This is a genomic window from Nostocoides sp. HKS02 (assembly GCF_009707485.1).
Taxonomy (GTDB): Bacteria; Actinomycetota; Actinomycetes; order Actinomycetales; family Dermatophilaceae; genus Pedococcus.
The window spans coordinates 3,208,046-3,231,206 of record NZ_CP046121.1; the positions used below are offsets into that span (position 1 = coordinate 3,208,046).

Annotated in this window: 21 protein-coding genes and 1 pseudogene; 6 read left to right on the forward strand and 16 right to left on the reverse strand. The window is 71.5% G+C overall.

Features of this window, described 5'->3' with window-relative positions; all coding sequences use genetic code 11:
* The first annotated feature begins 388 nt into the window (after window positions 1-388).
* A complete protein-coding gene (locus GKE56_RS15510; protein ID WP_195908170.1) occupies window positions 389-1,357 on the forward strand; it encodes a sensor histidine kinase KdpD in 969 nt (322 codons plus the stop codon).
* On the opposite strand, the gene GKE56_RS15515 is transcribed toward GKE56_RS15510, so the two are convergent.
* The 4 genes from GKE56_RS15515 to GKE56_RS15530 all read right to left on the reverse strand — a co-directional run bounded on the left by GKE56_RS15515 (window position 1,341) and on the right by GKE56_RS15530 (window position 5,199).
* Complete coding sequence (locus GKE56_RS15515; RefSeq protein ID WP_195908171.1) at window positions 1,341-3,911, reverse strand: response regulator; 2,571 nt, start codon at window positions 3,909-3,911, stop codon at window positions 1,341-1,343. The two genes, GKE56_RS15510 and GKE56_RS15515, sit on opposite strands and share 17 nt — an antisense overlap.
* On the reverse strand, window positions 3,895-4,293 hold the full coding sequence (locus tag GKE56_RS15520; RefSeq protein WP_195908172.1) for an Hpt domain-containing protein: 399 nt from the start codon (window positions 4,291-4,293) through the stop codon (window positions 3,895-3,897). The genes GKE56_RS15515 and GKE56_RS15520 overlap by 17 nt, the downstream gene beginning before the upstream one ends.
* Before the next feature lie 20 nt (window positions 4,294-4,313).
* On the reverse strand, window positions 4,314-4,718 hold the full coding sequence (locus tag GKE56_RS15525; protein ID WP_154685310.1) for a response regulator: 405 nt from the start codon (window positions 4,716-4,718) through the stop codon (window positions 4,314-4,316).
* A 115-nt stretch (window positions 4,719-4,833) separates the two neighbouring features.
* Entirely contained in the window at window positions 4,834-5,199 is a 366-nt protein-coding gene (locus GKE56_RS15530; protein WP_154685311.1) for a VOC family protein, read from the reverse strand.
* Between the two features lie 166 nt (window positions 5,200-5,365).
* Between GKE56_RS15530 and GKE56_RS15535 the strand changes: the two genes are divergently transcribed.
* Entirely contained in the window at window positions 5,366-6,577 is a 1,212-nt protein-coding gene (locus tag GKE56_RS15535; protein WP_154685312.1) for a TIGR03118 family protein, read from the forward strand.
* Window positions 6,578-6,607: 30 nt separating this feature from the next.
* Here GKE56_RS15535 and GKE56_RS15540 read toward each other — a convergent pair whose 3' ends face one another.
* The 6 genes from GKE56_RS15540 to GKE56_RS15565 form a co-directional block, all read right to left on the reverse strand.
* A complete protein-coding gene (locus GKE56_RS15540) occupies window positions 6,608-8,329 on the reverse strand; it encodes a thiamine pyrophosphate-dependent enzyme (RefSeq protein WP_154685313.1) in 1,722 nt (573 codons plus the stop codon).
* Window positions 8,330-8,335: 6 nt separating this feature from the next.
* Window positions 8,336-9,955, reverse strand: coding sequence for an FMN-binding glutamate synthase family protein (locus GKE56_RS15545; protein WP_195908173.1), 1,620 nt, complete (start codon window positions 9,953-9,955; stop codon window positions 8,336-8,338).
* Window positions 9,956-10,074: 119 nt separating this feature from the next.
* Window positions 10,075-10,644 carry a hypothetical protein gene (locus GKE56_RS15550; protein WP_154685314.1) on the reverse strand — a complete coding sequence of 190 codons (570 nt, stop codon included), beginning with the start codon at window positions 10,642-10,644 and terminating at the stop codon, window positions 10,075-10,077.
* A 51-nt stretch (window positions 10,645-10,695) separates the two neighbouring features.
* The gene (locus GKE56_RS15555) at window positions 10,696-11,403 is read right to left on the reverse strand and encodes a class F sortase (protein WP_154685315.1); all 708 of its coding nucleotides are present in this window, start codon (window positions 11,401-11,403) and stop codon (window positions 10,696-10,698) included.
* Window positions 11,404-11,423: 20 nt separating this feature from the next.
* Window positions 11,424-12,209 carry a hypothetical protein gene (locus tag GKE56_RS15560; RefSeq protein ID WP_154685316.1) on the reverse strand — a complete coding sequence of 262 codons (786 nt, stop codon included), beginning with the start codon at window positions 12,207-12,209 and terminating at the stop codon, window positions 11,424-11,426.
* A 118-nt stretch (window positions 12,210-12,327) separates the two neighbouring features.
* Window positions 12,328-12,498 carry a cupredoxin domain-containing protein gene (locus tag GKE56_RS15565; protein ID WP_230209346.1) on the reverse strand — a complete coding sequence of 57 codons (171 nt, stop codon included), beginning with the start codon at window positions 12,496-12,498 and terminating at the stop codon, window positions 12,328-12,330.
* 67 nt (window positions 12,499-12,565) lie between these two features.
* Here GKE56_RS15565 and GKE56_RS15570 point away from each other — a divergent pair, with 67 nt between their 5' ends.
* On the forward strand, window positions 12,566-12,763 hold the full coding sequence (locus GKE56_RS15570; RefSeq protein WP_154685318.1) for a hypothetical protein: 198 nt from the start codon (window positions 12,566-12,568) through the stop codon (window positions 12,761-12,763).
* 53 nt (window positions 12,764-12,816) lie between these two features.
* On the opposite strand, the gene GKE56_RS15575 is transcribed toward GKE56_RS15570, so the two are convergent.
* The gene (locus GKE56_RS15575; RefSeq protein WP_154685319.1) at window positions 12,817-13,725 is read right to left on the reverse strand and encodes a hypothetical protein; all 909 of its coding nucleotides are present in this window, start codon (window positions 13,723-13,725) and stop codon (window positions 12,817-12,819) included.
* A gap of 247 nt (window positions 13,726-13,972) precedes the next feature.
* On the opposite strand from GKE56_RS15575, the gene GKE56_RS15580 reads away from it, so the two are divergent.
* Window positions 13,973-14,731, forward strand: a complete 759-nt coding sequence (locus tag GKE56_RS15580; RefSeq protein WP_154685320.1) for a hypothetical protein — start codon at window positions 13,973-13,975, stop codon at window positions 14,729-14,731.
* A 101-nt stretch (window positions 14,732-14,832) separates the two neighbouring features.
* Window positions 14,833-19,155, forward strand: coding sequence for an AAA domain-containing protein (locus tag GKE56_RS15585; protein ID WP_230209023.1), 4,323 nt, complete (start codon window positions 14,833-14,835; stop codon window positions 19,153-19,155).
* Here GKE56_RS15585 and mscL read toward each other — a convergent pair.
* The 3 genes from mscL to GKE56_RS15600 all read right to left on the reverse strand — a co-directional run bounded on the left by mscL (window position 19,037) and on the right by GKE56_RS15600 (window position 21,038).
* Window positions 19,037-19,402, reverse strand: a complete 366-nt coding sequence (gene mscL, locus GKE56_RS15590) for a large conductance mechanosensitive channel protein MscL (protein WP_154685321.1) — start codon at window positions 19,400-19,402, stop codon at window positions 19,037-19,039. The two genes, GKE56_RS15585 and mscL, sit on opposite strands and share 119 nt — an antisense overlap.
* 104 nt (window positions 19,403-19,506) lie before the next feature.
* Complete coding sequence (locus tag GKE56_RS15595; RefSeq protein ID WP_154685322.1) at window positions 19,507-20,187, reverse strand: SAF domain-containing protein; 681 nt, start codon at window positions 20,185-20,187, stop codon at window positions 19,507-19,509.
* Window positions 20,188-20,192: 5 nt separating this feature from the next.
* Window positions 20,193-21,038, reverse strand: coding sequence for an S-methyl-5'-thioadenosine phosphorylase (locus GKE56_RS15600; protein WP_154685323.1), 846 nt, complete (start codon window positions 21,036-21,038; stop codon window positions 20,193-20,195).
* Window positions 21,039-21,189: 151 nt separating this feature from the next.
* On the opposite strand from GKE56_RS15600, the gene GKE56_RS18395 reads away from it, so the two are divergent.
* Window positions 21,190-21,378: a hypothetical protein gene (locus GKE56_RS18395; protein ID WP_370518504.1), complete on the forward strand. Its 189-nt coding sequence runs from the start codon at window positions 21,190-21,192 to the stop codon at window positions 21,376-21,378.
* Between the two features lie 62 nt (window positions 21,379-21,440).
* On the opposite strand, the pseudogene GKE56_RS18400 reads toward GKE56_RS18395, so the two are convergent.
* A pseudogene (locus tag GKE56_RS18400) lies at window positions 21,441-21,641 on the reverse strand (FmdB family zinc ribbon protein); the annotation flags it as partial.
* Window positions 21,629-23,137 (reverse strand): potassium/proton antiporter, encoded by a 1,509-nt coding sequence (locus GKE56_RS15610; RefSeq protein ID WP_195908174.1) that lies wholly within the window; start codon window positions 23,135-23,137, stop codon window positions 21,629-21,631. The gene GKE56_RS15610 and the pseudogene GKE56_RS18400, both read right to left, overlap by 13 nt.
* Window positions 23,138-23,161 lie beyond the last annotated feature (24 nt).

A 23,161-nucleotide genomic window follows, 5' to 3' on the forward strand; every position in this document is an offset into this window, starting at 1 on the left:
GTCGTCGCCAGCCGGACCGCGTCGACCCAGCCGACCGCCCGCCTTCGTATGCCGCGTCCGCGGCCTGCGCCCGGTCCCTCACCTGCAGCGTGGCGAGGATACGCGTCCCGCTGGTCGCTGTGACTAGCCCAGTTGGGTCCACAGGGCCCCCTGTGGACAAACCCCGGCCGTGCCCGTGGCCTGTTGACAGCCACGCGCGGACGGCGCGAGCGGCACCCCCCGTCCGGCGCCACAGGACATTCCGAGCGAAAAGGACTAGTCACTCGACGACAGGAGGGGCCAAAGAGCGCGAATCGGGAGAATCTGGCCTAGATTGAGACCACCAAGAGCACAACTGAAGAGCACGGGGGATTCTCGCTAGGGGATGCACATGACCAGAGCGCACCGCTTGGCCCGTTGGTCGGCTGCGCCCTGGCACCGGGTGCTCGCGACAGCCCTGGCTGTCCTGGGTGGGGTGTTCGGCCTCACCCAGCTCGAAACCATCGAGGGGTGGGTGTGGGGCGCCGTCGTGGGCGCGCTGGCGTGCGCGGTCTTCGCTGCCGGGTCGTACGTCCTGAACGCACGCCACCGCCGCTCGCTGGAAGTCTTGCTGGTCCAGGCGCGGCAGCTCGGCGACCTGAGCCCGGCAAGCCAGGACGTCGAGCCGCCCACCGATGGGTTGGCCGCAGAGGTCTCGGCGGCCATGGGGCTGAGTGCCCTGCGCCTCAGGACCCAGCTGGCCCAGGAGCGGGCCTTCAGTGGGCAGGCAGCGCACCAGCTGCGTACGCCGCTGACCGCCCTCGGGCTGCAGCTCGACGAGCTCACCATGGATCCCGAGACGCCTCGTCGCGTGCGGGCAGCAGTGCACCGCTCCCGCAACGAGGTCGACCGGCTCGCCGAGATCATCGCGGACCTGCTCGCCCTGGCCCGTCGTGGTGCACTGCCCACCGGGCGCTACCAGACCGACCCCGCGGTCGTGGCGGTGCACGCCACGCACCGATGGGCATCGCTGGCGCGGGCGGCCGGCCGCGAGCTGCGGGTCGCTGGCACGCTGCCCGACTGCCAGGTGCCGGCCCCGGCGGGCCCGACCTCCCAGGTGCTGGACGTCCTCATCGACAACGCCCTCAAGCACGGGTCCGGTGACATCGAGGTCAGCGTCAGGGTGATGGCCGACAGCGTCCGGCTGCGGGTGGCCGATCAGGGCACGTCGGTGCGCCCGGCAGCCGGACAGCACGCGACGGCCGGGGCCGGGATGGGTCTGGACGTGGCGGAGAAGCTCGCCGCGGCCTGCGGTGGCCGGATGGTCCGCGCGCCGATTCCGACCACCGCGTTCGACCTGGTCCTGCCGCGCGAAGATCCGGTCACGAGTCGGCAGTGACCTTGCGCAGGAGGCTGATGACCTTGCGTGCGAAGTCCGCCGACGACTCGCCGGACTTCGTCACGAACCGGGTCTCGCCGAGCAGCAGCCGGTGCCGGTCCGCCGAGGTGAGCTGCGACCCGGTGTAGACGAGCAACGGCAGGGACCGCAACCGGTCGTCGCGTCGCATCGCCTCGACCACGGCATACCCGTCGATGTCCGGGAGGCCCAGGTCCAGGACGAGCAGGTCCGGGGGGACCTCGCGGCTCATCGCCAGGGCCTGCGCGCCGGTCCGGGCGATCCGTGCGTGGACCCCGTGGTCGGTGAAGAACGCCTGCAGGACGTCACCGAGGTCCTCGTCGTCCTCGACGACCAGGACGCTGGTGGTGGGACCCGTTCCCAGTGCTCGGCGCAGGGACGCCATGAGGGCCCGCTGGTCAACCGGTTTGGTGAGCCAGGACGAGGCTGCGGGGACGGCCATGTCGTCGGGCGCCAGGGCGCTGAGGATGATGATCGGGATCTCCGCCGTGACCGGGTCGGCGCGCAGCGCGGCGATGGTCTCCCAGCCGGTCATGCCGGGCATGCGCAGGTCCATCAGCACGACGCTGGGTGCCTGGTCGGCGGCCAGGGCGAGCGCTTCGGGGCCGCTGTGTGCGCGCAGCGTGCTGTAGCCATGGGACTCCAACATCGCGCCCAGCACCTCGACCACGTCGGGGTCGTCATCGCAGACCAGCACCGCGCCGATCGGTAGCGGGCCGGCATCCATCTCCTCGCCCGGAGCGGGAGCCGCGGGCAGCGTGAACGCGAAGGTGCTCCCCTGACCGGGCTCGCTGGTGGCCCAGATCCGGCCGCCGTGCTGCTCGACGATCCCGCGACAGATCGGCAGGCCCAGACCGGTGCCGCCCTTCGCGCGGGTGTCGGACGCGTCGGCCTGGGTGAACCTGTCAAAGATCGCCTCGAGCTGGTCAGCCGGTATGCCGCTGCCCTCGTCGGTGACGGTGAACTGGACGAACTCCTTGGAGGCATTGGGGTCCTTGGAGTCCGACGGTCCGACCGCCACCAGCACCGTGCCACCGGCCGGGGAGAACTTCACGGCGTTGCTGATCAGGTTGGTCAGGGCCTGGGCCACCCGGTCGCGGTCTGCCAGGACCACGGCGTCGATCGGCATCGCGGCGATGGTGACGTTCGCCTGGTCGGCCATAGCCTTCATCTCGGCGATCGCGTCGGCGACGACCTCGGCCGCGGGCAGCGGCGCCAGGTCGAGCTCGAGCTTGCCGGCCGCCATCTTCTCGACGTCGAGGATGTCGTTGACGAGGCGCACCAGTCGCTGGCAGCTGTTGAGGGCCACGTCGGCCATCCGCTGCGCCTTCGGCGGGAGGGTGCCCACGGCGCCGCCTGCGATGAGTCCGAGCGCGCCCCTGATGGAGGTCAGCGGGGTGCGCAGCTCGTGGCTGATGACGCCGACGAACTCGTCCTTCAGCCGTTCCAGCTCGCGCTGCTCGGTGACGTCCTGCAAGGTCCCGACCAGGCGCACGATCTCGCCCTGGTCGTCACGAACTGCCTTACCCAGGGCCACGACCTCTCGCACGTTCCCGTCGGGCCGAACGATCCGGTAGTGGGAGTACACGTCGGCGAGGGACCGCGCGACCTCGTGCCGGTCGCGGAGGACGTCAGGCATGTCCTCGGGGTGGACCCGCGCGGCGAACAGGGCCTCATGGTCGCCCGCAGTGCCGGGAGCAAGGCCGAGGATGCGGTAGAACTCGTCGCTCCACTGGGCGACACCGAGGTGCGGGCTCCATTGCCAGCTGCCGATGTGGGCCATCTGCTGGGCATCCCGCAGCTCGTCGTTGCTGTGGGCCAGCTGCTCGGCGTTGTCCTCCAGGCGGTGCAGCAGGACCTCGTTGCCGGTCACGAGGCGGTACAGGAAGAAGGCCAGGAGCAGCATCGCCACCAGCACCGCGGCCGCCGCGGCCGTGGTCGATGCCACCGCCTGGGTCTGTCGGCTGTCGGCCGCAGCAGTCTGCACCGCAGCCTCGCGAGCCAGACTCACCGTGAGGTCCGCCTGAGGCTTTTCCAGCGCCCGGTAGGCGCTCTCGAAGCTCGGCAGCTTGGCCCGCGCCGCCGTCGGATCGGTCCGCATGAGGTCGACCAGGGCCACGGCCTGGGCGCCATAGGCCCTCAGCGTGGGTCGCAGCCGGTCGATGTCGGCCGCGAGCGAGGCAGGCGTGTCGACCGGGTCCAGGCGGACCAAGTCGCGGTCGAGCTGTGCGACGTGCACGTCCACCGACTCGTCCAGCGCCGGGACCCCTCCGTCAGCGCCGCTGTTGAGCACGGCCGCCAAGACGTCGGCATAGATCGCGTCGTGCAGCATGTCCGCGTCCTGCTGGTACCGCTGCGCGGTCAGCAGCCGCAGGGCGTTCCCGTGTGATCGCTGGACCTCGGTGAAGCCGGTCAGGGCGGTGGCCACGACCAGCAGCGGCAGGACGACCGCCACGACGGCCGCGAGCAGCAGCCCGCGGCGCAGGGCGATCCCGCCGGTCGGCTCGGCGCGTTCCTGCTCAGGTGGTCGCTTCACCGGATTCCCTTCCATTGGTCGTCGGCGTGGCGGCGAGCGCCTCGCGGAGCTGGGCGACCTGCGCCAAGCCGCGCGCCGCCCGGGCCTGCGTGACCTCGGCGTCGTCGACGCGGGCCGGCTCGTCCACGCCGTCCAGCAGTGCCTCGAGGTCCCGGCCCAGCTGGCTGGCCGCGGCGAAGCCGAACGTGCCGGCCGACCCGGCGAGCGAGTGTGCGGCGCGACTCGCGGTCAGCCGTACGTCCTCGACGAGCTCGCCGTCGTGCATGGACTGGAGCGCCTCGGCGATGACCTGCGCCCGGGCAAGGTTGGTGGCTCGGGCGCGGTCGCGGAAGGCAGCCATCGCCGCGTCCATCGGCTCGTGGTCCATCGGTTCCTGGTCCATGGGTTCCCTGTCCATCGCCATCAGGACCAGCCCAGGAGTGCGGAGAGCTCGGCGGGGAGCTGCATCGGGTCGAACGGCTTGGTGAGCACGCCCGCCACGGGCAGCACGGCCATCGCCGCGCGCTCCGCGGCCTGGACCTTCGCCGTGAGCAGCACGATGGGTATGCCGGCGGTGGCGGGGTCCGCCCGCAGCGCCAGCGCCGCGGTGGGACCGTCCATGCCGGGCATCATGACGTCCATGACGATCGCGTCCGGCAGGTCGGCGCGAGCGCGTTCCAGCCCCTCTCGGCCGTCGGCGGCCGTCGTCACGGTCCAGCCGCCGACCATCTCCAGGCTCATCTGGGCGACCTCGAGGATGAGCTCGTCGTCATCGACCACAAGAATTCGGCGAACGACGCTGCCCTCGGCGTTCGCGGTTCCGGTCATCTGCAGGAAAAATGCTGTCGAAGGGTTTTCGCGGCCATTCGGCCAGTCTGCATGACCTTCGCACCATTCGCGCACTTTTGAGACGAGGCGCTCCATGCGCGGCCCCTCGCCCCGGTCAGCGAGACAGCTGCTGCAGGGCCCACGAGTTGCCGTCGGGGTCGCTGAAGTACGCGTACTTGACGCCGCCCATGTCGTGGACGTCGGAGATGTCGACGCCCTTGCCCGACAGGGACGCGCGCGCGTCGTCGATGTCGTCGACCACGAGGTGGAGGTTGCGCACCGGCGGCGCCTCGGGGTCGCCGATGCCGACGCCGACGACGATCGAGCAGGCGGAGCCGGGCGGGGTCAGCTGCACCACCCGCATACCGTTCCCCGGCTCCACGTCATGGTCGAGGACGAACCCCACCCGGTCGACGTAGAACTCCTTGCTGCGCTCCACGTCCTTCGTGGGCAGGGGGACGAGTTCCAGGCGCATGTCCATGCGATGACTCCTTGCGGGATTCGGGGATGGCTCGAGGATAGGGGCGGATGCCGCGCAGGCGAGTCGAGCTTGCGTCTTGCCACGGGCCGAGGGCGGGGGTAGGACTGGCTGAAGGAGTCGCCGCCTTCAACTACGGTGCCGCGTCGACACATGCCGGTGATGCGCGATGAATGCCCGATCCGCCCTCCTCACCCAGCCCACCGCACGCACCGTCGGGAACCGGCGAGCGCGCTGGGGGTCGGCCGCCGCCCTGGCCTCGGCCGCGATGCTGACCCTGACTGCCGCCGCGGTCGGCCCGGCAGGCGCCGCGGTCGGCCCGGCAGGCGCCACCTCCGCCGGTGCGCACCCGGCGGGGTTCCACCAGGTCAACCTGGTCTCGGACATCCCCGGCCTCGCCGCGGTGCTCGACCTCGACCTGGTCAACGCCTGGGGACTGTCTGCCACCCCGGGCACCGACCAGTCGCCCGGCTCGCCCCTGTGGGTGTCGGACAACGGCACCGACCTGACCACGTTGTACACCGGCGGCACCGCCACCTCGGTGACCAAGGCTCCGCTGGTCGTGACCGTCACGTCCGGCGCACCCACCGGGCAGGTGTTCAACACCGACCCGACCGGGTTCGTCGTCCGCGACTCGAGCGGCCACTCGGGCCCGGCGACCTTCCTCCTCGACTCCGAGAACGGTGGCATCGACGGGTGGAACCGGACCGTCGGGGCGACGAGCACCGGGCCGTCGACAGTCACCGAGACCGCCGTGGCGAACGGCGCCAATGCGGTCTACAAGGGCCTGGCCATCGGGCAGGGCTCCAACGGCCAGACCTACCTGTATGCCGCGAACTTCCGGTCCGGGCGGGTCGAGGCGTACGACTCGACCTTCATGCCCGTCGAGCTGCCGGGCGGCCTGTTCGTGGACCCGCGGATCCCGGCTGGGTACGCGCCCTTCAATGTCCAGGAGCTCGCCGGCAGGCTGTACGTCGCCTACGCGAAGCAGGATGCCCGGCTCCACGACGATGTCGCCGGTCCCGGTCACGGGTTCGTTGACGTCTACACCAACGACGGCGCGTTGATCCGGCGGCTGGTCACCCGTGGTGCGCTGAACTCGCCGTGGGGACTGGCCCTCGCACCAGCAGGGTTCGGCCGGTTCGGCGGCGCCCTGCTCGTCGGCAACTTCGGCAACGGCCACATCAACGCCTACGACCCGGCCACCGGTGCCTCCCTGGGCCCGCTCCGGAGCCCGCGGGGCGCACCGATCGCCATCGACGGTCTGTGGGGTCTGCGGTTCGGCAACGGGGCTGCCGCCAAGACGGGCGAGCTGCTCTTCTCGGCGGGCCCGAACCACGAGTCCGACGGCTTGCTCGGGAAGCTGGTGCCCGCCGGCTGACGCCGTGGCCGAGAAGGGGGCCGTGACGGCTCACGCGCTGACGATGTGTTCCTTGGCCTTGGCGATCGCGAAACCCCAGGCCTGGGACGGCTTCGTGCGGCCCGGCACGGCGATCTCGTCGGGGTTCGTCACGACATCGAGGAGGTAGGGCGTGCGCGCCGCCAGCGCCTGCGCCACCGCCTCGTCGAGGTCGTGGGGATCCGTGACCCGCCGGGTCGTCAGGCCGAGGGCCGCGCCGACGGCAGCCAGGTCGGGGTTGTCGAGCACGGTCCCGAACTCGGGCAGGCCACCCTGCTCCTGCTCGAGCTTGACCATGCCGAGCCGGCCGTTGTTGAAGACGACGAAGGTCGCGGGCAGGTTGTAGGTGACCGCGGTGCGCAGGTCGCCGAGCAGCATCATCAGCCCGCCATCCCCGCAGAACGCCACGACCTGGCGGTCGCGGTCGAGGGCCTGCGCCCCCAGGGCCATGGGCATGGCGTTGGCCATCGACCCGAGGTTGAAGGAGCCGACCAGCCGTCGGTTGTTGCTCATCGGCACGAGGCGCGCCAGCCACACCGTCGACATCCCGGTGTCGCTCGTGAAGATCGTGTCGGGGCCGGCGTGCCGGTCGATGGCGACGGCCACGGCCTCGGGCCGGATCAGCTCGTCGGGGTTGTCGGCCTTGCTGCGCAGGCGCCCGAGGAGCGACTCGTCGTGACCGGGCTCGGCCAGCTTGCGCTGGGCCTGCATCCACTCGCCGTAGCGCTCCTGCGCCTTCTGCAGGTGGCGGCCGGGCTCGCGGGACGACAGCAGTGGGAGCAGCGTGCGCAGGGTCGCGCGAGCGTCGCCCACCAGCGCATGGGTCACTGCGGTGCGCCGCCCCACGTGCTCAGCCCGGGAGTCGAGCTGGATCACCGTCTTCCCCGTCGGAATCCAGTCCCGGTAGGGGAAGTCGGTCCCCACGAGCACGAGGACGTCCGCGTCCTCCATGGCGGACGTCGCGGCCGGGTTGCCGATCAGGCCCGTCTGCCCCACGGCATACGGGTTGTCGTGCTCGAGTCCCTCCTTGGCCTTGAGCGTCAACACCATGGGTGCGGCGAGCGTCTCGGCGAGTGAGAGCACCTCGGCGCGCGCGGCGCGCGCGCCACAGCCCACGAGCAGGGTGACCTTGGCATCGGCACCGATGGCGTCTGCGGCGTCCTGGATGGCGGCCGAGGACGCAGCCGCCGGGTGGGCAGGCGGGACGAAGCGGGGCGGCAGGGTGCCCTTGGCGACCTCGAGGCCGCCGACGTCGCCCGGGAGCGTGAGCACCGCGACGCCCCGACCACCGAGCGCCGCGTTGACGGCCCGCTCGAGGAGCTGGGGCATCTGCTCGGCGCTGGTCACCGTCTCGGCGAAGACCGCGACGTCACTGAACAGCCGGTTGTTGTCGACCTCCTGGAAGAAGTCCGTGCCCACCTCGGCCAGCGGCACCTGCCCGCAGATGGCCAGCACCGGTGCGTGTGACTTCTTCGCGTCGTAGAGCCCGTTGAGCAGGTGGATCGAGCCGGGGCCGACCGTGCCCATGCACACCGCGAGGTCGCCGGTGAGCTGCGCCTGGGCGGATGCCGCGAAGGCCGCGACCTCCTCGTGGCGCACCCCGATCCACTCCACCCGGTCCTCGCGCCGGATCGCATCGGTGACCGGGTTGAGCGCGTCACCGACGACGCCCCACACGGAGGACACCCCGTGGTTGGCGAGGGCTTCGACGATGAGTTCGGCGACGGTGCTCATGGCAGATCAGCTCCTGGGATTCGACGGGCCGGGGCTCGACAGGCTGGGGCGGAAGGCGGACGCGTCGGCGGCGGCCCAGTCGGCCGCCCAGCTCTGCGGGGCCTCGGCAAGCAGTTGCCCCGGCGCGAGCCATTCAAACAGCTCGGCGTAGGAGCGGGTCTCCCACGGACTGATGACCTTGCGCAGCTGGGTGGGCGAGAGCTCGCGGGGGTCGCGCGCGCCCATCGAGGCCATCATCTTCACGGCCTCGTCGACGGTGCCCTGCTGGTAGTGCAGGACGCGCTGGCTCTTGTCCTCGACGTCGACGGCCCGGGCGCGCCGCGGGTCCTGGGTCGCGACACCCACCGGGCACTTGTCGGTGTGGCACATCTGGGCCTGGATGCAGCCCACGGCCATCATCATCGCCCGCGCGGCGTTGGTGTAGTCGGCGCCCTGGATGAGCCGCTTGACGATGTCGTTGGCAGCGGCCACCTTGCCGCTGGCGCCGATGCGCACCCTGTCTCGCAGGCCAGCGCCGACCAGCGCGTTGTGCACGAGCATGAGGCCCTCGGTGAGCGGCATACCCATGTGGTCTTCGTACTCCAGTGGCGCGGCGGCCGTGCCGCCCTCCGCGCCGTCGACGATGATGAAGTCCGGTGTCGTGCCCACCTCGATCATCGCCTTGCACATGGCCAGCACGTCGACCCGCGAACCCACGCACAGCTTGAATCCGGCGGGCTTGCCACCGGAGAGCTCGCGCATCTCGGCGATGAACTCGATCAGCTCGACCGGCGTGCGGAAGACCGAGTGCGCCGACGGGCTGACGCACTTCTCGCCTTGCGGTACCTCGCGGATCTTGGCGATCTCGGCGCTGACCTTGGCCGCGGGCAGGACCCCGCCGATGCCGGGCTTGGCGCCCTGGCTGAGCTTGAGCGAGACCATCTTGACCTGGTCGCTGGACGCCTTGCTGGCGAACTCGCCACGGTCGAAGTGGCCGTCCTTGGTGCGCGTGGAGAAGTAGCCGGACCCGATCTCCCAGACGAGGTCGCCGCCATGCTCCTGGTGGTACGGCGACAGGCCGCCCTCACCGGTGTCGTGGGCGAAGCCGCCCAGCTTGGCGCCCTGGTTGAGGGCGCGAATTGCGTTGGCGGACAACGCGCCGAAGCTCATCGCCGAGACGTTGAGCAAGGCCATCGCGTAGGGCTTGCTGCAGTCCGGGCCGCCGACCAGGACCCGCGGCGTCTCCTTCGGCGGGTCGAGGGGAGTGGTCGAGTGCACGAGGTACTCGTACCCGGGCTCGTAGACGTCGCGCTCGGTGCCGAAGGCCTGCTCACCGGCGATGTCCTTGGACCGCTCGTAGATCAGGGACCGGATGTCGCGGTCGTAGGGCCGACCGTCGTAGTTGCGCTCGATGAAGTACTGCTGGAGCTCGGGCCGGATGTCCTCCATGAGGAACCGGATGTGCCCGAGGATGGGGTAGTTGCGCAGGATCGAGTGCTTGCGCTGGACGATGTCCCAGATGCCGAGGGCCAGCAGGGCGACCACGAGCGCGAGCAGCACCCACCAGGCCCAGCCTCCGAGGGTCGCAGCGAGGGCCACCACGGCGGTCGCGACAGCCAGGATCCCGACGATGAAGAACTTCAGCACCTGTGCCTCCTTGACGGGCGATGGGGACACCCTTGCAAACCCGGCTGAGAGTTCGTGGAGCGGCCCGGCGACCGGCGCGTCGAAGCTGCTCGGCGTCGTGCCGTTCGCGTATGCCGCGGTCAGCCTTCGGTCCAGCAGCCCAGGACGTCGGAGGCGATCTCGTAGGCGAGGTCGGTGCGCTTCTGGCCCTCGGGCCCGAACACCGGGGGCAGGCCGGTGGCGTCAACGCGCAGGGTCTGGCTGTCCTTGAGCACCACGACCGTTCCCGTGCTGGTGCCGTAGGCCTTCTCGCCGAGGCCGATCAGGCTCTCGGTCGCTCCGAGGGTGGGACGCAGAGCCGCGTAGTACGCGCCGGCCGCGGGTTTGCCGGGGGAGTCCTTGACCGACAGGGCGAGGGGGCCCATCGGCAGGTCGTAGGTGCACGTGAAGCGCTGGTCGATGAATGTCGTGTGGGTCGCTGGCGTCGAGCGCAGCTTGAGGACCTGCTTCACCTTGCTCATGATGTCGTCGCTGCAGATCATCTGGGCAGCAGCCGAGGGTTTCGCGGCTGTCGCTGGCATGGTCGCGCCCGGCGCCATCGACATTCCCCGCATCGCGCTGCTCGTCGGGTGCGTGGGCGGTGGGGCGCCACAGCCGGTCAGGAGCAGGCCCGCCGTGATGGCGACCAGTGGCCAGGTTTGTGCTCTCATGGCGGCGTTCCTTTCGTCGGGTCGTTGTTCGCGTGCGCCGGGGAGCGGGCGTCACGCCGCGTGGCTGGAGACCAGTGAGGCGTAGGCGACGATGTTGTTCTCGTAGCTGTGGCTGGAGAGGTTGAACGCGCCGCCGCAGGTGATGAGCCGCAGCGCCGCGTGGTCGGTGTTGCCGTACACCTCGAGGGTGGGGAAGCGGTCCTTCGGGTACGACACCACCCGGTCCACGCGGAAGACCGCAGCGGTGTGGTCTGCGCGGGTGACGGTCAGCAGGGTGCCGGGACGCAGCGCGCCGAGCTTGAAGAACACCCCGGGGCCGTACTGCACTGAGTCCACGTGGCCGAGCAGGACCGCCGGCCCGAGGGCTCCGGGTGTCGGTGAGTAGCGGTACCAGCCGGCGCGAGAGTCGCGACCCTGTGGTGGGACCTGCACCGAGTGGTCGGGGTTGAGGCCCAGCTCGATCAGCGTCGAGCTCACCCCGATCGCCGGGATGTCGAGGCGCGTGGGGATCGAGGCGTTGAGGACCGGGCCGGTCACCGCGCCTGCGGACCGCGGCCCTGGGGTTGCTGCCGATGGGGTGGGTGAGGTCGAGTGGGTGGCGGTTGTGGAGTACGGGATCGCCGCCGACGCCGGTGGTTGCGGTGCGTGCTCCTGGGCGTGGATGCCGATGCCCAGGAACGCCGCGCCCACGAGCGCGAGCAGCACGGCCAACGCGCCCGCCGACAGGCGAATGCGTCGACCGTGCTGCGCGGTGTTCATCGGTGAGGTGCTGCTGTCGATCAGCTGGCGACCGGGGTGCGGCGACGCAGCGCCACCCCACCGGCCATGGCGCCGGCGAGGACCAGGGCGCCGCCCAGGGCGAGGACACCCTCATCCTGGGTGCCGGCAGTGCTGCCGCCGCCGGTGCCCGCAGCGCCGCCGGGCATCGCGGTCATCTGCGAGGCCGTGAGGGTGCCGCAGAGCGCAGGTGAGGTTGCCGCGAGCGGCAGGGAGGGGACCAGGTCGCTCTTCTCGGCCTGGGCCTTCGCGGACAGGGTGGCCGGGTCGAGCCCGTGGACGACCACGACACCGGTGCCGGCCTGCAGCGACGCAAGCGTCTTGGCGTCCAGGGTGATCGTCCGGCTGTAGGTGAACGAGGCGCCCGAGGGGGCGACCGTCAGCGTGGTGCCGGCGGCGGGGCTCGTGTCGCCCGAGGTGGACAGCGTGGTGCCGATGCCACCGTAGAACGGAGCGCCCTCGGTGGTGGAGACGACGCCGTCAGCGTTCTTGTCCGCGGACGGGGTCGGGCAGGAGCCCTGGGCGCCGATGTGGATGTGCTGCACGTGCGGGTAGGGCTTGCCGCCGAACGTCGCCGCCAGACCGGACACGTGCTCGGTGATGGTCGCCTGCGAACCGTTGAGGGAGATCATCACGGTGCCGCTGGCGGTCGAGTGGTTGAGGGCCTTGAGCTGGGCCTCATACGCGGTCGAGGAGGCAGCCGACGCCGAGCCCGCCATCGCCAGCATTCCTGCGCCAAGGGCGAAGGTGGGGGCGAGCAGCAGTAGAGCCTTCTTTGACTTCTTCATGCGTGAATCTCCTGTTCGGTGCGGGGTTTCCCGTCGTGAGTTCGTACGCTGCGTGATTCGGATCACGAGCTGTTTCGGATTGCCCTCTGCGGCAACAACTTCACGCAACCTGACCTGGTCACTTCACGACCAGGACGCCGTGCATGTTCGCGTGGTAGGCGCAGTGGAACGGATAGGTCCCGGCCTTGGCGGGTGCGACGAAGGTGACCGTGGTGCCGGCCGTGGCCTTGGCGTCAAAGGCGTTGCCGGAGTCAGCGGTGACGGTGTGGTTCTCCCCGTCCATGTTCATGACGCTCACGGTCGCTCCTGGCGCGACTGAGGCGGGAACCTCGTATCGGAACGAGCTGATGTGGATCATGGCGCCGGACTTCGGCATCGGGGCCATCGTCGACGAGGACCCCGACGCCGACGGCATCGAGGTCGCCGAGGTCGATGACATCGAGGTGCCGGCGGAGGCGCTCGCCCCGGTGGAGCCGGACGCGCCGCACGCGGCAAGGACGACTGCCGCGACTGCCGTCGCGCCGAGAACCAGGGCGGTCCGGGTCATGCGATGAGGATCGGTCGTTCTCGTACGTGGACTTCCAGCCATGGGCGCGGCCTCCTCGGGTCATCCCTGCGGTGCGGATCGCTTCCGCATCACCACCGGTACTTCGTCGCCGGCGGCATACCGGATGGGGGGCCACGGCCAATAGCACAGCGCCAGCAGGGCCAGCAGCGGGCCGCTGTTGGGGTCGGTGGAGCGCCCCGTCGCCAGTGCTCCGAAGTCCTCGCCGAACGTCCAGATCACGGCGGAGAGGGCCACGGCGAGGAGCAGCGAGAGCTTCTGCCAGCGCGGCGGCGCGAAGGCACCCGAGGCGACCACCGCGCAGGCCGTGGCCAGAACCCACGCCTCGACGTCCCGGCCGGCGGGAACGAGGGTCTCGACGACGAAGAGCGTCCACAGCCCCAGCCAGGCCAGCCGTGCACCCGTCGCGCTGAGTGGGCTGGTGGTCGCCACCGCGCCGCCGTCGGACGCGACCGCGCCGATGCCGTCGTTCGCGACGGGCCAGACGAGGACGCCCATCAGGGCGTAGAGCACGACAGCGCCAGGCAGCCCCATGAGCGGCGACATCGGTCCGGCGAAGAGCATGCCGAGCCCCTCGCCCAGCCACCAGACCAGCAGCGCCCAGGCGATCGAGACCACGAGGGCAGCCTTGCGGGTGCGTCGCCTGATGATGCCGACCGCGATCGCCAGCTGGGTGAGGGCGAAGAGCGAGTTGAGCAGCACCACGTGGTCCGCGACCAGACCGGCCGACCAGGCCACGGGCGCCGAGACCCACGCCGGACTGCCCTCGCCGGCGGGCAGCAAGACGTCCTTCGGGAAGCCTTGGGTGAACATGAACGGCTGGAGCTGGAGCACGGCGTCCAGCAGCCACGCGGCCCCGAGTGCCCACGCCAGCCGCTCGCGAGTGCGGCTCAGGCGGGACGGGGCGCGGACCAGGCCCCGCGCAGGGGATGGAAGGACGACAGTGGACATCGCTGGGCCGCCGATCGATGGACGAGGAGGGCGAACGCCTCGGCGCCCGCTCGTGTGTCGGTCATTCGGTGCGGCTGGGGCGCTGGATGGGTCCACCCCTCCGACTGCTGGGTGAACCTTGCTCCTCCATTCGGTTGAGTTTGGCTGCGGTTGGCGAGGCGGACCAAAGTCGCGACCCATACTCAAAGGACCCAAACGGGTGCCAGTCGGGGGCGCCTCGTCCACCGCAACCCACCCGAGGACCGTCATGAACAGGCCGCTCCGCGTCCTTGCCAGCCTGGTCGGCGCGCTCAGCATGGTCGCCGCCGTCCTGGCGAGCGCACCTCTGAACGCCACCGGCGCCGTCGCGAGCTACCAGCTCACCTACGCCTCCCTGCCCAACGGCACCAGGGCCGTCGTGCGCTGGAACGGCTGCCAGACCGACATCACCTACAAGGTCAACCTCGCCGCGGTCCCCGCCTCGCTGCGCCCGACGATCCTCAGCGAGACCCAGACCACCGTCAACCAGCTCGCCCTCTACACCGGGTTCCGGTTCTCCTACAAGGGGGCCACCAGTGAGGTGCCGCGCGTCGGTTCGTTGCCACGCCAGAGCGCCGAGCTGGTCATCGCCTACACGACGCCCAGCCAGACCACCTACAACCTGTCGGGTTCGGCCGTCGGCGAGGGTGGCCTCTACTACGCCTGGTCGAGCATGACCAGCAACGGCACGACGCGGTACTCCGTGGCCGCGCAGCGCGGTTTCGTCGTCATCGACACCCCCCAGATGCTGCGCCAGCTGCACGGCGGCTTCGGCACCGGGATGCGGCGGACCAACCTGCTCATGCACGAGCTGGGCCACGTGGTGGGGCTCCAGCACGTCGGCGACGCCCGCCAGGCGATGTACCCCGCGCTGCTCACCACGGCCCCGCGGCTGGGCAACTGGGGCGACCGGACGGCCTTCGGGCTCGTGGGTCGCCGAGCCGGCTGCATCGACACCCGGTACCTCCCGCTCCGCGACCTCAGCTAGCTGCGAGTCCCGGGCCCCCCCGCTCGGTGCGAGGCGCAGATGTGCGCCCTGCGCCTGAGTCGCTCGACCAGATGGACCTGCGAGGCGGTTAGCCTGCTTGGGTGACCCAGCCGAACGACGAGACCCCCGTGGCGCCGCAGCCCAGCGGCCCCGCGAACCCGCCCGCCCGGCATACCGACGAGGCGCCACGCGAGGTCGAGGCCCCCGACGCCGACCCCCGCGCCACCCGGGTCGCCCAGGCCGTCAAGACCTGGCAGCGCCACCTCGTCGACCTCGGCGGGCGCAACACCCTGCTCTGGTACCGCGACCTGCCCAGCGGCACGCTCGACCTGACCACCGCCCACCCGGGCGGGCTGGCCATGCTGCTCGCGGGACGCCCCACCCGGCTGTCCGACCTCGTGCGTGAGCCCGCGGCCCTCGACGAGGCACGCAGGCGAGCGCGCACCATCCGCGCCAAGACCCTGGAGCTGTCCGAGGAGCGAGGCATCGCCGCGGGCTTCGTCGCCATCGGCATGGCCAGCTGGACCGTCCGGGGGGCGTCGCGGGCCCCCGCCGCACCGGTCCTGCTGCGTTCGTGCGTGCTCAAGCCGACCGGGGCCGCACGGGAGGACTTCGACCTCGACCTCGGCAACGACGTCGAGCTCAACCCCGTGCTCGAGCACTACCTGCGCTCCGAGCAGGGCCTCGACCTCGACACCGGCGCGCTCGAGGAGCTCGCCACCGTGAGTGGCGCCTTCGACCCCAACCCGGTGTATGCCGAGCTGATCCGTCTCTGCGCGTCGGTGCCCGACTTCGCGGTGACACCGCGGCTCGTGGTGGGCACGTTCTCCTACGCCAAGCTTCCGATGGTGGCCGACCTTGCAGCGCAAGGCGATTCGCTGGCCGACCACGATGTCGTGGCTGCGCTCGCGGGTGACCCGAGCGCCCTCCGTGCTGTTCGCAGCGTCGTGCCGGACTCGCCTGTCGACGCCGACCCTGCCCACGAGCTGCTCATCCTCGACGCCGACTCGACCCAGCAGGCCGCGATCGACGCGGTGCGCTCCGGTGCCCACCTCGTCATCAAGGGCCCACCTGGCACCGGCAAGTCCCAGACCATCGCCAACCTCATCGCGAGCCTCGCAGGTGAGGGCAAGCGGGTCCTGTTCGTCGCCGAGAAGCGCGCCGCGATCGACGCGGTGCTCTCGCGACTCGACCGCGTGGGGTTGTCGGACCTCGTGCTCGATGCCTACGACGGCGCGGCCAACAAGCGCCGGCTCGCCCAGGAGTTCGGCGCCGCCCTCGAGCGCGGCACCCAGACCGAGGACCCCGACACCGCAGAGCTCGAGCGCACGCTGGTCGAGCGCCGCGCCACCCTCGTCGGCCACGCGCAGGCCCTGCACGAGGTGCGCCAGCCGTGGGGCGTCTCCGCCTACCAGGCGCAGGAGGCCATCTCCAGGCTCGGTGCGGCCCCGCGCCCGCCCACGTCGCGGGTGCGGCTGCGCGGCGAGCAGCTGACCGGCCTCGACCGGCGCAGGGTGCAGGACCTCGGCCGGGCCCTGACCGAGGCAGCGTCCTTGGGAGCGTGGTCGACCGACCCGGGCACCGACCCGTGGTTCGGCGCCCGGATCGCCACCGCTGACGAGGCCGTGCGCGCTCGCGACATCACGACGCGGTACAGCCAGGGTGGCCTGCAGGACCTCGAGCAGACCATGCACGAGGTCTTCGCCGAGGTGAGCCTGCCCGACGCCACCCGGATCTCCGACTGGAGCGCGGTGCTCGACACCGTCGGACGCGTGCGCGAGACCCTGGAGGTGTTCCGACCCGAGGTGTTCGACATCCCCCTTGCCGACCTGGTGGCCGCCACCGGGAGCAAGGACTACCGCGAGACGCACGGGATCGACCTCGGCTGGTACGCCCGGCTCCGACTGCGCCGCCAGACGCGGTCGTTGCTGAGGCCCGGACCCCCGCCGCAGGACCTGCACGGCGCGCTCCTCGACGCCCAGAAGCAGCGGGTCGCGTGGCAGCAGATGGCCGGCGCAGGCGGCCGCCCCGAGATCCCCGCAGACCTGGATCGGGCGCGCGCGGCATACGAGAAGGTCGCCCTCGACCTGACCTGGCTGGGCGAGCGGCTCGCGCCGACCGCCGGCGGGGGCGAGCTCGTGGCGACTCCGATCGACGAGCTGCAGCAGCGGATGCGCGACCTCGCGGACCGACCCGAGCGACTCACGATCCTGCCGCAGGTGCTCGGCGCCCTCGACGATCTGCGCGAGGCAGGCATGGGCGCCCTCGTCGACGACCTCGCCCGTCGCGGCGTCGAGCCTGACGACGTGGCGACCGAGCTGGACTTCGTGTGGTGGACGTCGCTGTGTGAAGACCTCGTTGTGCGGGACCCGAGGTACGGCGCCCACGACGGCGCGCAGCTGCAGCGGGTGGTCGGCGAGTACGTCGCCGCCGACCACGACCACCTGCGGGCGAGCGTCGACCGGGTGCGGGCCGGCGCCGGCCGCCGGCTGCGTGAGGTCCTCGCCGACCACCCCGAGCAGGAGGCGCTGGTTCGCGCCGAGGCCGGCAAGGCCCGTCGCCACCGATCGTTGCGCGACCTGCTGCCGCGGGCCGGCGAGACGCTCACCGCTGCCAAGCCCGCCTGGGCGATGTCGCCCCTCGTCGTCGCGTCGGTGCTGCCGCCCGGTCAGTGGTTCGACGTGGTCATCTTCGACGAGGCCTCCCAGATCCCGCCCGCCCAGGCCGTCTCTGCCATCTCGCGAGCCAAGCAGGTCGTGGTCGCCGGCGACGAGCGCCAGCTGCCGCCGACGACCTTCTTCACCTCGGCGGTGGACGAGGAGGGCGCCCCCGAGAGCGAGGTGCTCACCGAGGGGTTCGAGTCGGTGCTCGACGTGCTCACCGCGGCGCTGCCCACCCGCCGGCTCGCGTGGCACTACCGCTCGCTCGACCAGCGGCTGGTGGCCTTCGCCAACCACGAGATCTACGACGGCTCGCTCGTGACGTTCCCCGGCACGGGGTCCGAGCCGGTCGTGCGTCTCGAGTGCGTGGAGGGATCCGGTGTCGTGCAGCCCGGTGAGGAGGCCATCGAGTCGACCGAGGCCGAGGTCAGCCGGGTGGTCGCGCTCGTGCTCGACCACGCCCGCTCGCGCCCTCAGGAGTCCCTGGGCGTCATCGCACTGGGCATCAAGCACGCCAACCGGCTGGACGACGCCTTGCGGAGGGCGCTCGCCGACGCCGACGGCCTCGGCGACTTCTTCGACGAGGACCGTCCCGAGCGCTTCTTCGTCAAGAACCTCGAGCGCGTCCAGGGCGACGAGCGCGACGCCATCATCGTGTCCGTCGGCTACGGCAAGACCCCGCACGGCCGGGTGCTCCACCGTTTCGGCCCGCTCAACCTCGAGGGCGGCGAGCGGCGCCTCAACGTCGCGATCACCCGTGCCCGGCGCCGCATGACCGTCGTGTCCTCGCTCGTGGCAGCCGACCTCGACCCCGCCCGGCTCAAGGCGCGTGGGGCGGTCATGCTGCGCGACTTCCTGGCGTATGCCGCCGACGGCACCCTGCCGGTGGCACCCGATGGCCAGGCGCCGGCATCGAAGGGCGGCGCCGCGGTGGCGGACCCGCTGCGCAGCGAGTTCGCCGCGCGGCTGCGGGGCTCTGGCCTGGTCGTCCACGAGAGCTACGGCGGCGCCGACCATCCGGTCGACCTCGCCGTCGAGGACCCGGACCTGCCTGGCCGGGTGCTCGTTGCCGTCGAGACCGACGGCCCGGCGTATGTCGGCATGCACAGCACCCGGGACCGTGACCGGCTGCGGGCCGAGCAGCTCGGGCGACTCGGGTGGACGCACGTGCGCGTCTGGTCGACGGACCTGTTCCGCGACCCCGCCCGGGACGTCTCTCGCGTCCACGCGGCCCTGACCCGTGCGGCAGCCGCGCGGACGCAGCCGACGGCCGCGGACGAAGAGGCCGCGGACCCAGCGGCCGCGGACCCAGCGGCCGCGGACGTGCCCGCTCCCCCTCGGGTCAGCGGCCGGTCTCGACGACCCCGCCGACGGCTCGCTGGAGGCGGTCACGGACGACGGGTTCGTGCCCACGGCCGACGCCGGCGCCCGGGGACGTCGGCTGCGCGGGCGGCGCGTCGTGCGCCCGGCCGAGCAGACCAAGGACGACACCGACCTCGGGTGGGGCGAGCGGCGCGACCAGAGCGCCCACGACCGGTGGCTCGAGGAGCAGCGTCCCCCGCACTGGGGCACGGACTGAGCCCGGTGCGACGACGGCGCCGGCCCCCGTGCGGGGACCGGCGCCGTCGTCGCACTGCAGCGATGCTCAGGCGCGGGCCCGGAGGCTGTCGCGGATCTCGCGCAGCAGCAGGATGTCCTCGTCGGGAGCGGCGTCGACCTCCTCCGACGTGGCGAACCGGGACTTGGCTGCCTCGTAGGGCTTGACGACGAAGAAGTACACGACGAACGCCATGATGAGGAAGGCGACGAGTGCGGTCAGGAACGGGCCGACCGAAACCAGGTTGCCGGGATGCCACTTGTCGAAGTTGGGAGCACCGCCAGCCTTGGCGAGCAGCTCGATGATGACCTTGGTGAAGGCCGTGACCACGGCGGCGAAGGCCGCGCCGATGATGAATGCGACGGCAAGCTCGACGAGGTTGCCGCGCATGACGAAGTCCTTGAAACCCTTCATGGGGGTCGTGACCTTTCGCTAGAGGTGAGCTCTTACGGTCGCTCACGGTAGCGATCAGAGGCCGGTTTTCGGCAGGGGTACGGGCACCCACGGGGTCGGGCACCTCAGCGCGACCGGAGCACCACCGTGAGGGCCGGGCGTCCGAGGGCGTCGAGGGGAGTGCGCGCCAGCGTCTCGGCAGTGTCGTGACCTGCGGCGACGATGAGGCCGGAGGGCGCGGCCGCGCTCGACGCCACCCGGGAGGCGGAGACCAGGGGATCGGAGCTGTCGCCGGAAAATTGATCGACCCGTAACACCAGTACCGCGCGCGCCGCGACGCCGTCGGGGCTGACCAGGTCGATGCGGTCACCGGGGCGGACCATCGCGCCGGCACCGGGGTCGGCGAGGGCGACGTGCACCGCCACCGATCCGCTCGGCTGGCCGTCGAGCAGCCCTGCGCCCGAGAGTCGTTGCTCGGTCAGCGGTTCACCGGCACCCACCACACTGGTGAGCCGTCGGCCCACGACGTCGGAAGCGGACCGGAGGGCAGCCGCAGGGGCGATCGCGACAGGCCACCGCGTCACCCGCACGGCGTCCACCGCCGACTCGCCGACAGCCAGTGGGCGGGTTGCGACCAGCACGGGCACGGTGGGCCCCTGCGCTGGCGCTCGCAGGGCGCCGACGACCCCGAGTACGGCGGCGGACGCGCAGGCGGCAGCGAGGACGCGCCGCACCATGCGGCGCCGCCAGGCTCGCCGCCGACCCGGACCCCGCAGCGCGGCCAGCGCGCCCCCCAGCGCGGTCACCGCACTCAGCCCGGCAGCGCGAACGGCAGGGTGATGCCGTCGAGGGCCCGCCGACACGCACAGGTCGCGGTGGCGTCGGGCTCGCTCGGTGGCATCGAGCCCAAGGCGGAGCGGAGCACGGACTTCAGGGCGTCGATGTTCTGGGCGAACACCGCCAGCACCTCGTCGTGGGTGACGGCCTCGGCCCCACCCACCCCGGCGTCGTGGTCGGTGACCAGGGCGATGGTGGTGAAGCACATCGCCAGCTCGCGGGCGATGGCCGCTTCGGGCATGGCGGTCATGCCGACGATCGACCACCCGGCCTGTTGGTGCCACAGCGACTCGGCCCGGGAGGAGAACCTCGGCCCGTTGATGACCACGAGCGTCCCGTCCGCGGCCACGCTCGCCCCCGCCGCACGGGCCGCCTCGATGGCGACGGACCGGCCGCGTGGACAGAACGGATCGGCGAAGCCGACGTGCACGACGGGGCCCTCCGCGGCATACACCGTGTGGGCGCGGCCCCAGGTGCGGTCGACCATCTGGTCGGGGAGGACGAGGGTGCCCGGACCCAGCTCGGGCCGCAGCGAGCCCACCGCACAGGGGGAGAGCACCTGGCGCACCCCGACCGAGCGCAGCGCCCAGAGGTTGGCGCGGTAGTTGACCCGGTGGGGCGGGAAGCGGTGACCCTGGCCGTGGCGCGCGATGAAGGCGACCCGGCGGCCGTCGACCTCGCCGACGACCAGGTCGTCACTCGGGTCACCGAACGGCGTGCTGACCTTGACCCGGTCGGCCGAGTCGAAGAACTCGTAGAACCCCGACCCGCCGATCAGGCCGAGGTCGGCGCGGGGCGCAGGCTCCGAAGTGGGCGTCATGGCGGCAGCCTACGCACGGGTCCGGCTCACCTCGGGCGCGGCGGCGGCCCTGTGGACCGTGCGACGACGATGCCCGCTCCTGTGGACAGGAACGGGCCCACGTCGCGGTATGCCGCCGCTTGGGGGCTGCGGTCAGGCTGCGGAGCCGTCCTTGGAACGGGACGTGCCCGAGCTCGACGTGCTGGACCCGGAGCTGTCCGAGCCCGAGCTGCTGGACGACCCCGACGAAGACGATCCAGTCGAGCCAGTCGAGGACCCAGAAGACCCAGACGACCCAGACGAGTCGCTGCTGGCCGCCGGGACCGAGGCGGAGGAGCCGCTGCGCGAGTCGGTGCGGTAGAAACCGCCGCCCTTGAACACCACGCCGACCGCGTTGAAGACCTTGCGCAGGCGGCCGCCGCACTCGGGGCAGATCGTGAGCGAGTCGTCACTGAACGACTGGACGGCGTCGAACCGGTGGTCGCACTCGGTGCAGGCGTAGGAGTACGTCGGCACGGTTTCCTCCAAGGTGGCGCGGAGTGCGAGGCGGGCACGAAGGGCCCGGCTGGCACTGTGGGTGGGCGAGTGCCAAGTGTAATGCTGGCGGACGGCTACTTCTTCCACCCGGCGAGGCGACCGTGCTGGCTGACGGCCCGGACCCGCTTCTCGGCTCGGGTGCGCGACTCGGCGGTCGTGACGATCAGGAGCTGGTCGCCGCGCCGGATCGCGGTGTTCGCCACGGGCACGAAGGCCCCGTCGCCGCGCACCACGAGGGTGACGTTCGCCCCCACGGGCAGCCGCAGCTCGAAGATCTCGACTCCGTGCAGCCGAGACGCCTCGCCGACGGTGACCTGGAGCATCTCGGCGCCCATCTCCTCGAGTGGGGTGGACTCCACTGCGAGGTCCAGGGACTGGTAGTCCTCGGCGATGCCGAGCCGCCGCGCCATCCACGGCAGCGTGGGCCCCTGGATCAGCGTGAACACGACGACCAGGACGAATACGAGCTCGAAGATCCAGTCGATGCCCTTGGCGCCCACGGTCAAGGGCACGGTCGCCAGCACGACCGGGACGGCGCCCCGCAGGCCAGCCCAGGACAGGAACACCTGGTCGCGCCAGCCGATCCGGAACGGCGCCACCGAGAAGAGCACGGACAGCGGCCGGGCGACGAGCAGCAGCACCAGGCCGATGACGATCGCCGGGACCACCTGCCCGGCCATCCGGTCCGGTGAGGCCAACAGCCCGAGGAGGACGAAGAGACCGATCTGGGCCAGCCAGCCCAGCGCGGTCGACAGTCCCTGCACCGCGGCCCGGTGTGGCAGGCGCAGGTTACCCAGCACGAGCGCGGCGAGGTAGCAGGCGATGAAGCCGCTGGTGTGCGCACTGGCGGCCACGGCATACGCGAGGACCGTGAGGGCGACCACCCCGATGCTGAACAGGCCCGACGAGCCGCCCGCGGCCCGTCGCATGAACTGGCCCCCGAGCCAGCCCACCGCCAGGCCGATCGCGGCACCGACTCCCAGCTCGAGCACCGCCTTGAGCGCCAGGATCGCCCAGGACTCGGCGTGGCCGCCATCGGCGCTGCGCGCAGCGAGGGCGGTGACGAGGATGACCACGGGAGCGTCGTTGAACCCGGACTCCGCCTCGAGCATGCCGGTGATGCGGCGGGGAAGCGGCACCCGGCGCAGCACCGAGAAGACGGCGGCGGCGTCGGTGGACGAGAGGATCGCCGCGACGAGGAGGGCGTTGTCCCAGTTCAGGTGGAGGACGTACCGCGCCGCCAGCGCCACCACGCCGACCGAGACGAGCACGCCCACGGTGGACAGCACCGCCGCCGGCCCGACCGACCGGCGGATGCCTTCCCACCGGGTGCTCAGGCCACCCTCGGACAGGATGAGGATGAGCGCGGCATACCCGAGCACCTGGGTGAGCTGGGCGGAGTCGAAGTTGATACCGAGCCCGGACTCGCCGAGGGCGAGCCCGATCGCCAGGTAGATGAGCAGTGACGGGAGCCCGGACTTGACCGACAGCCGGACCGCCGCCACCGATACGAGCAGCACGACCGACCCCACGAGGAGCGCCGACGTCAGGTCATGCAGGGTGAACGAGTCGGCTACAGGCAAACCTGGGAGCACGGCCCGTCCGTC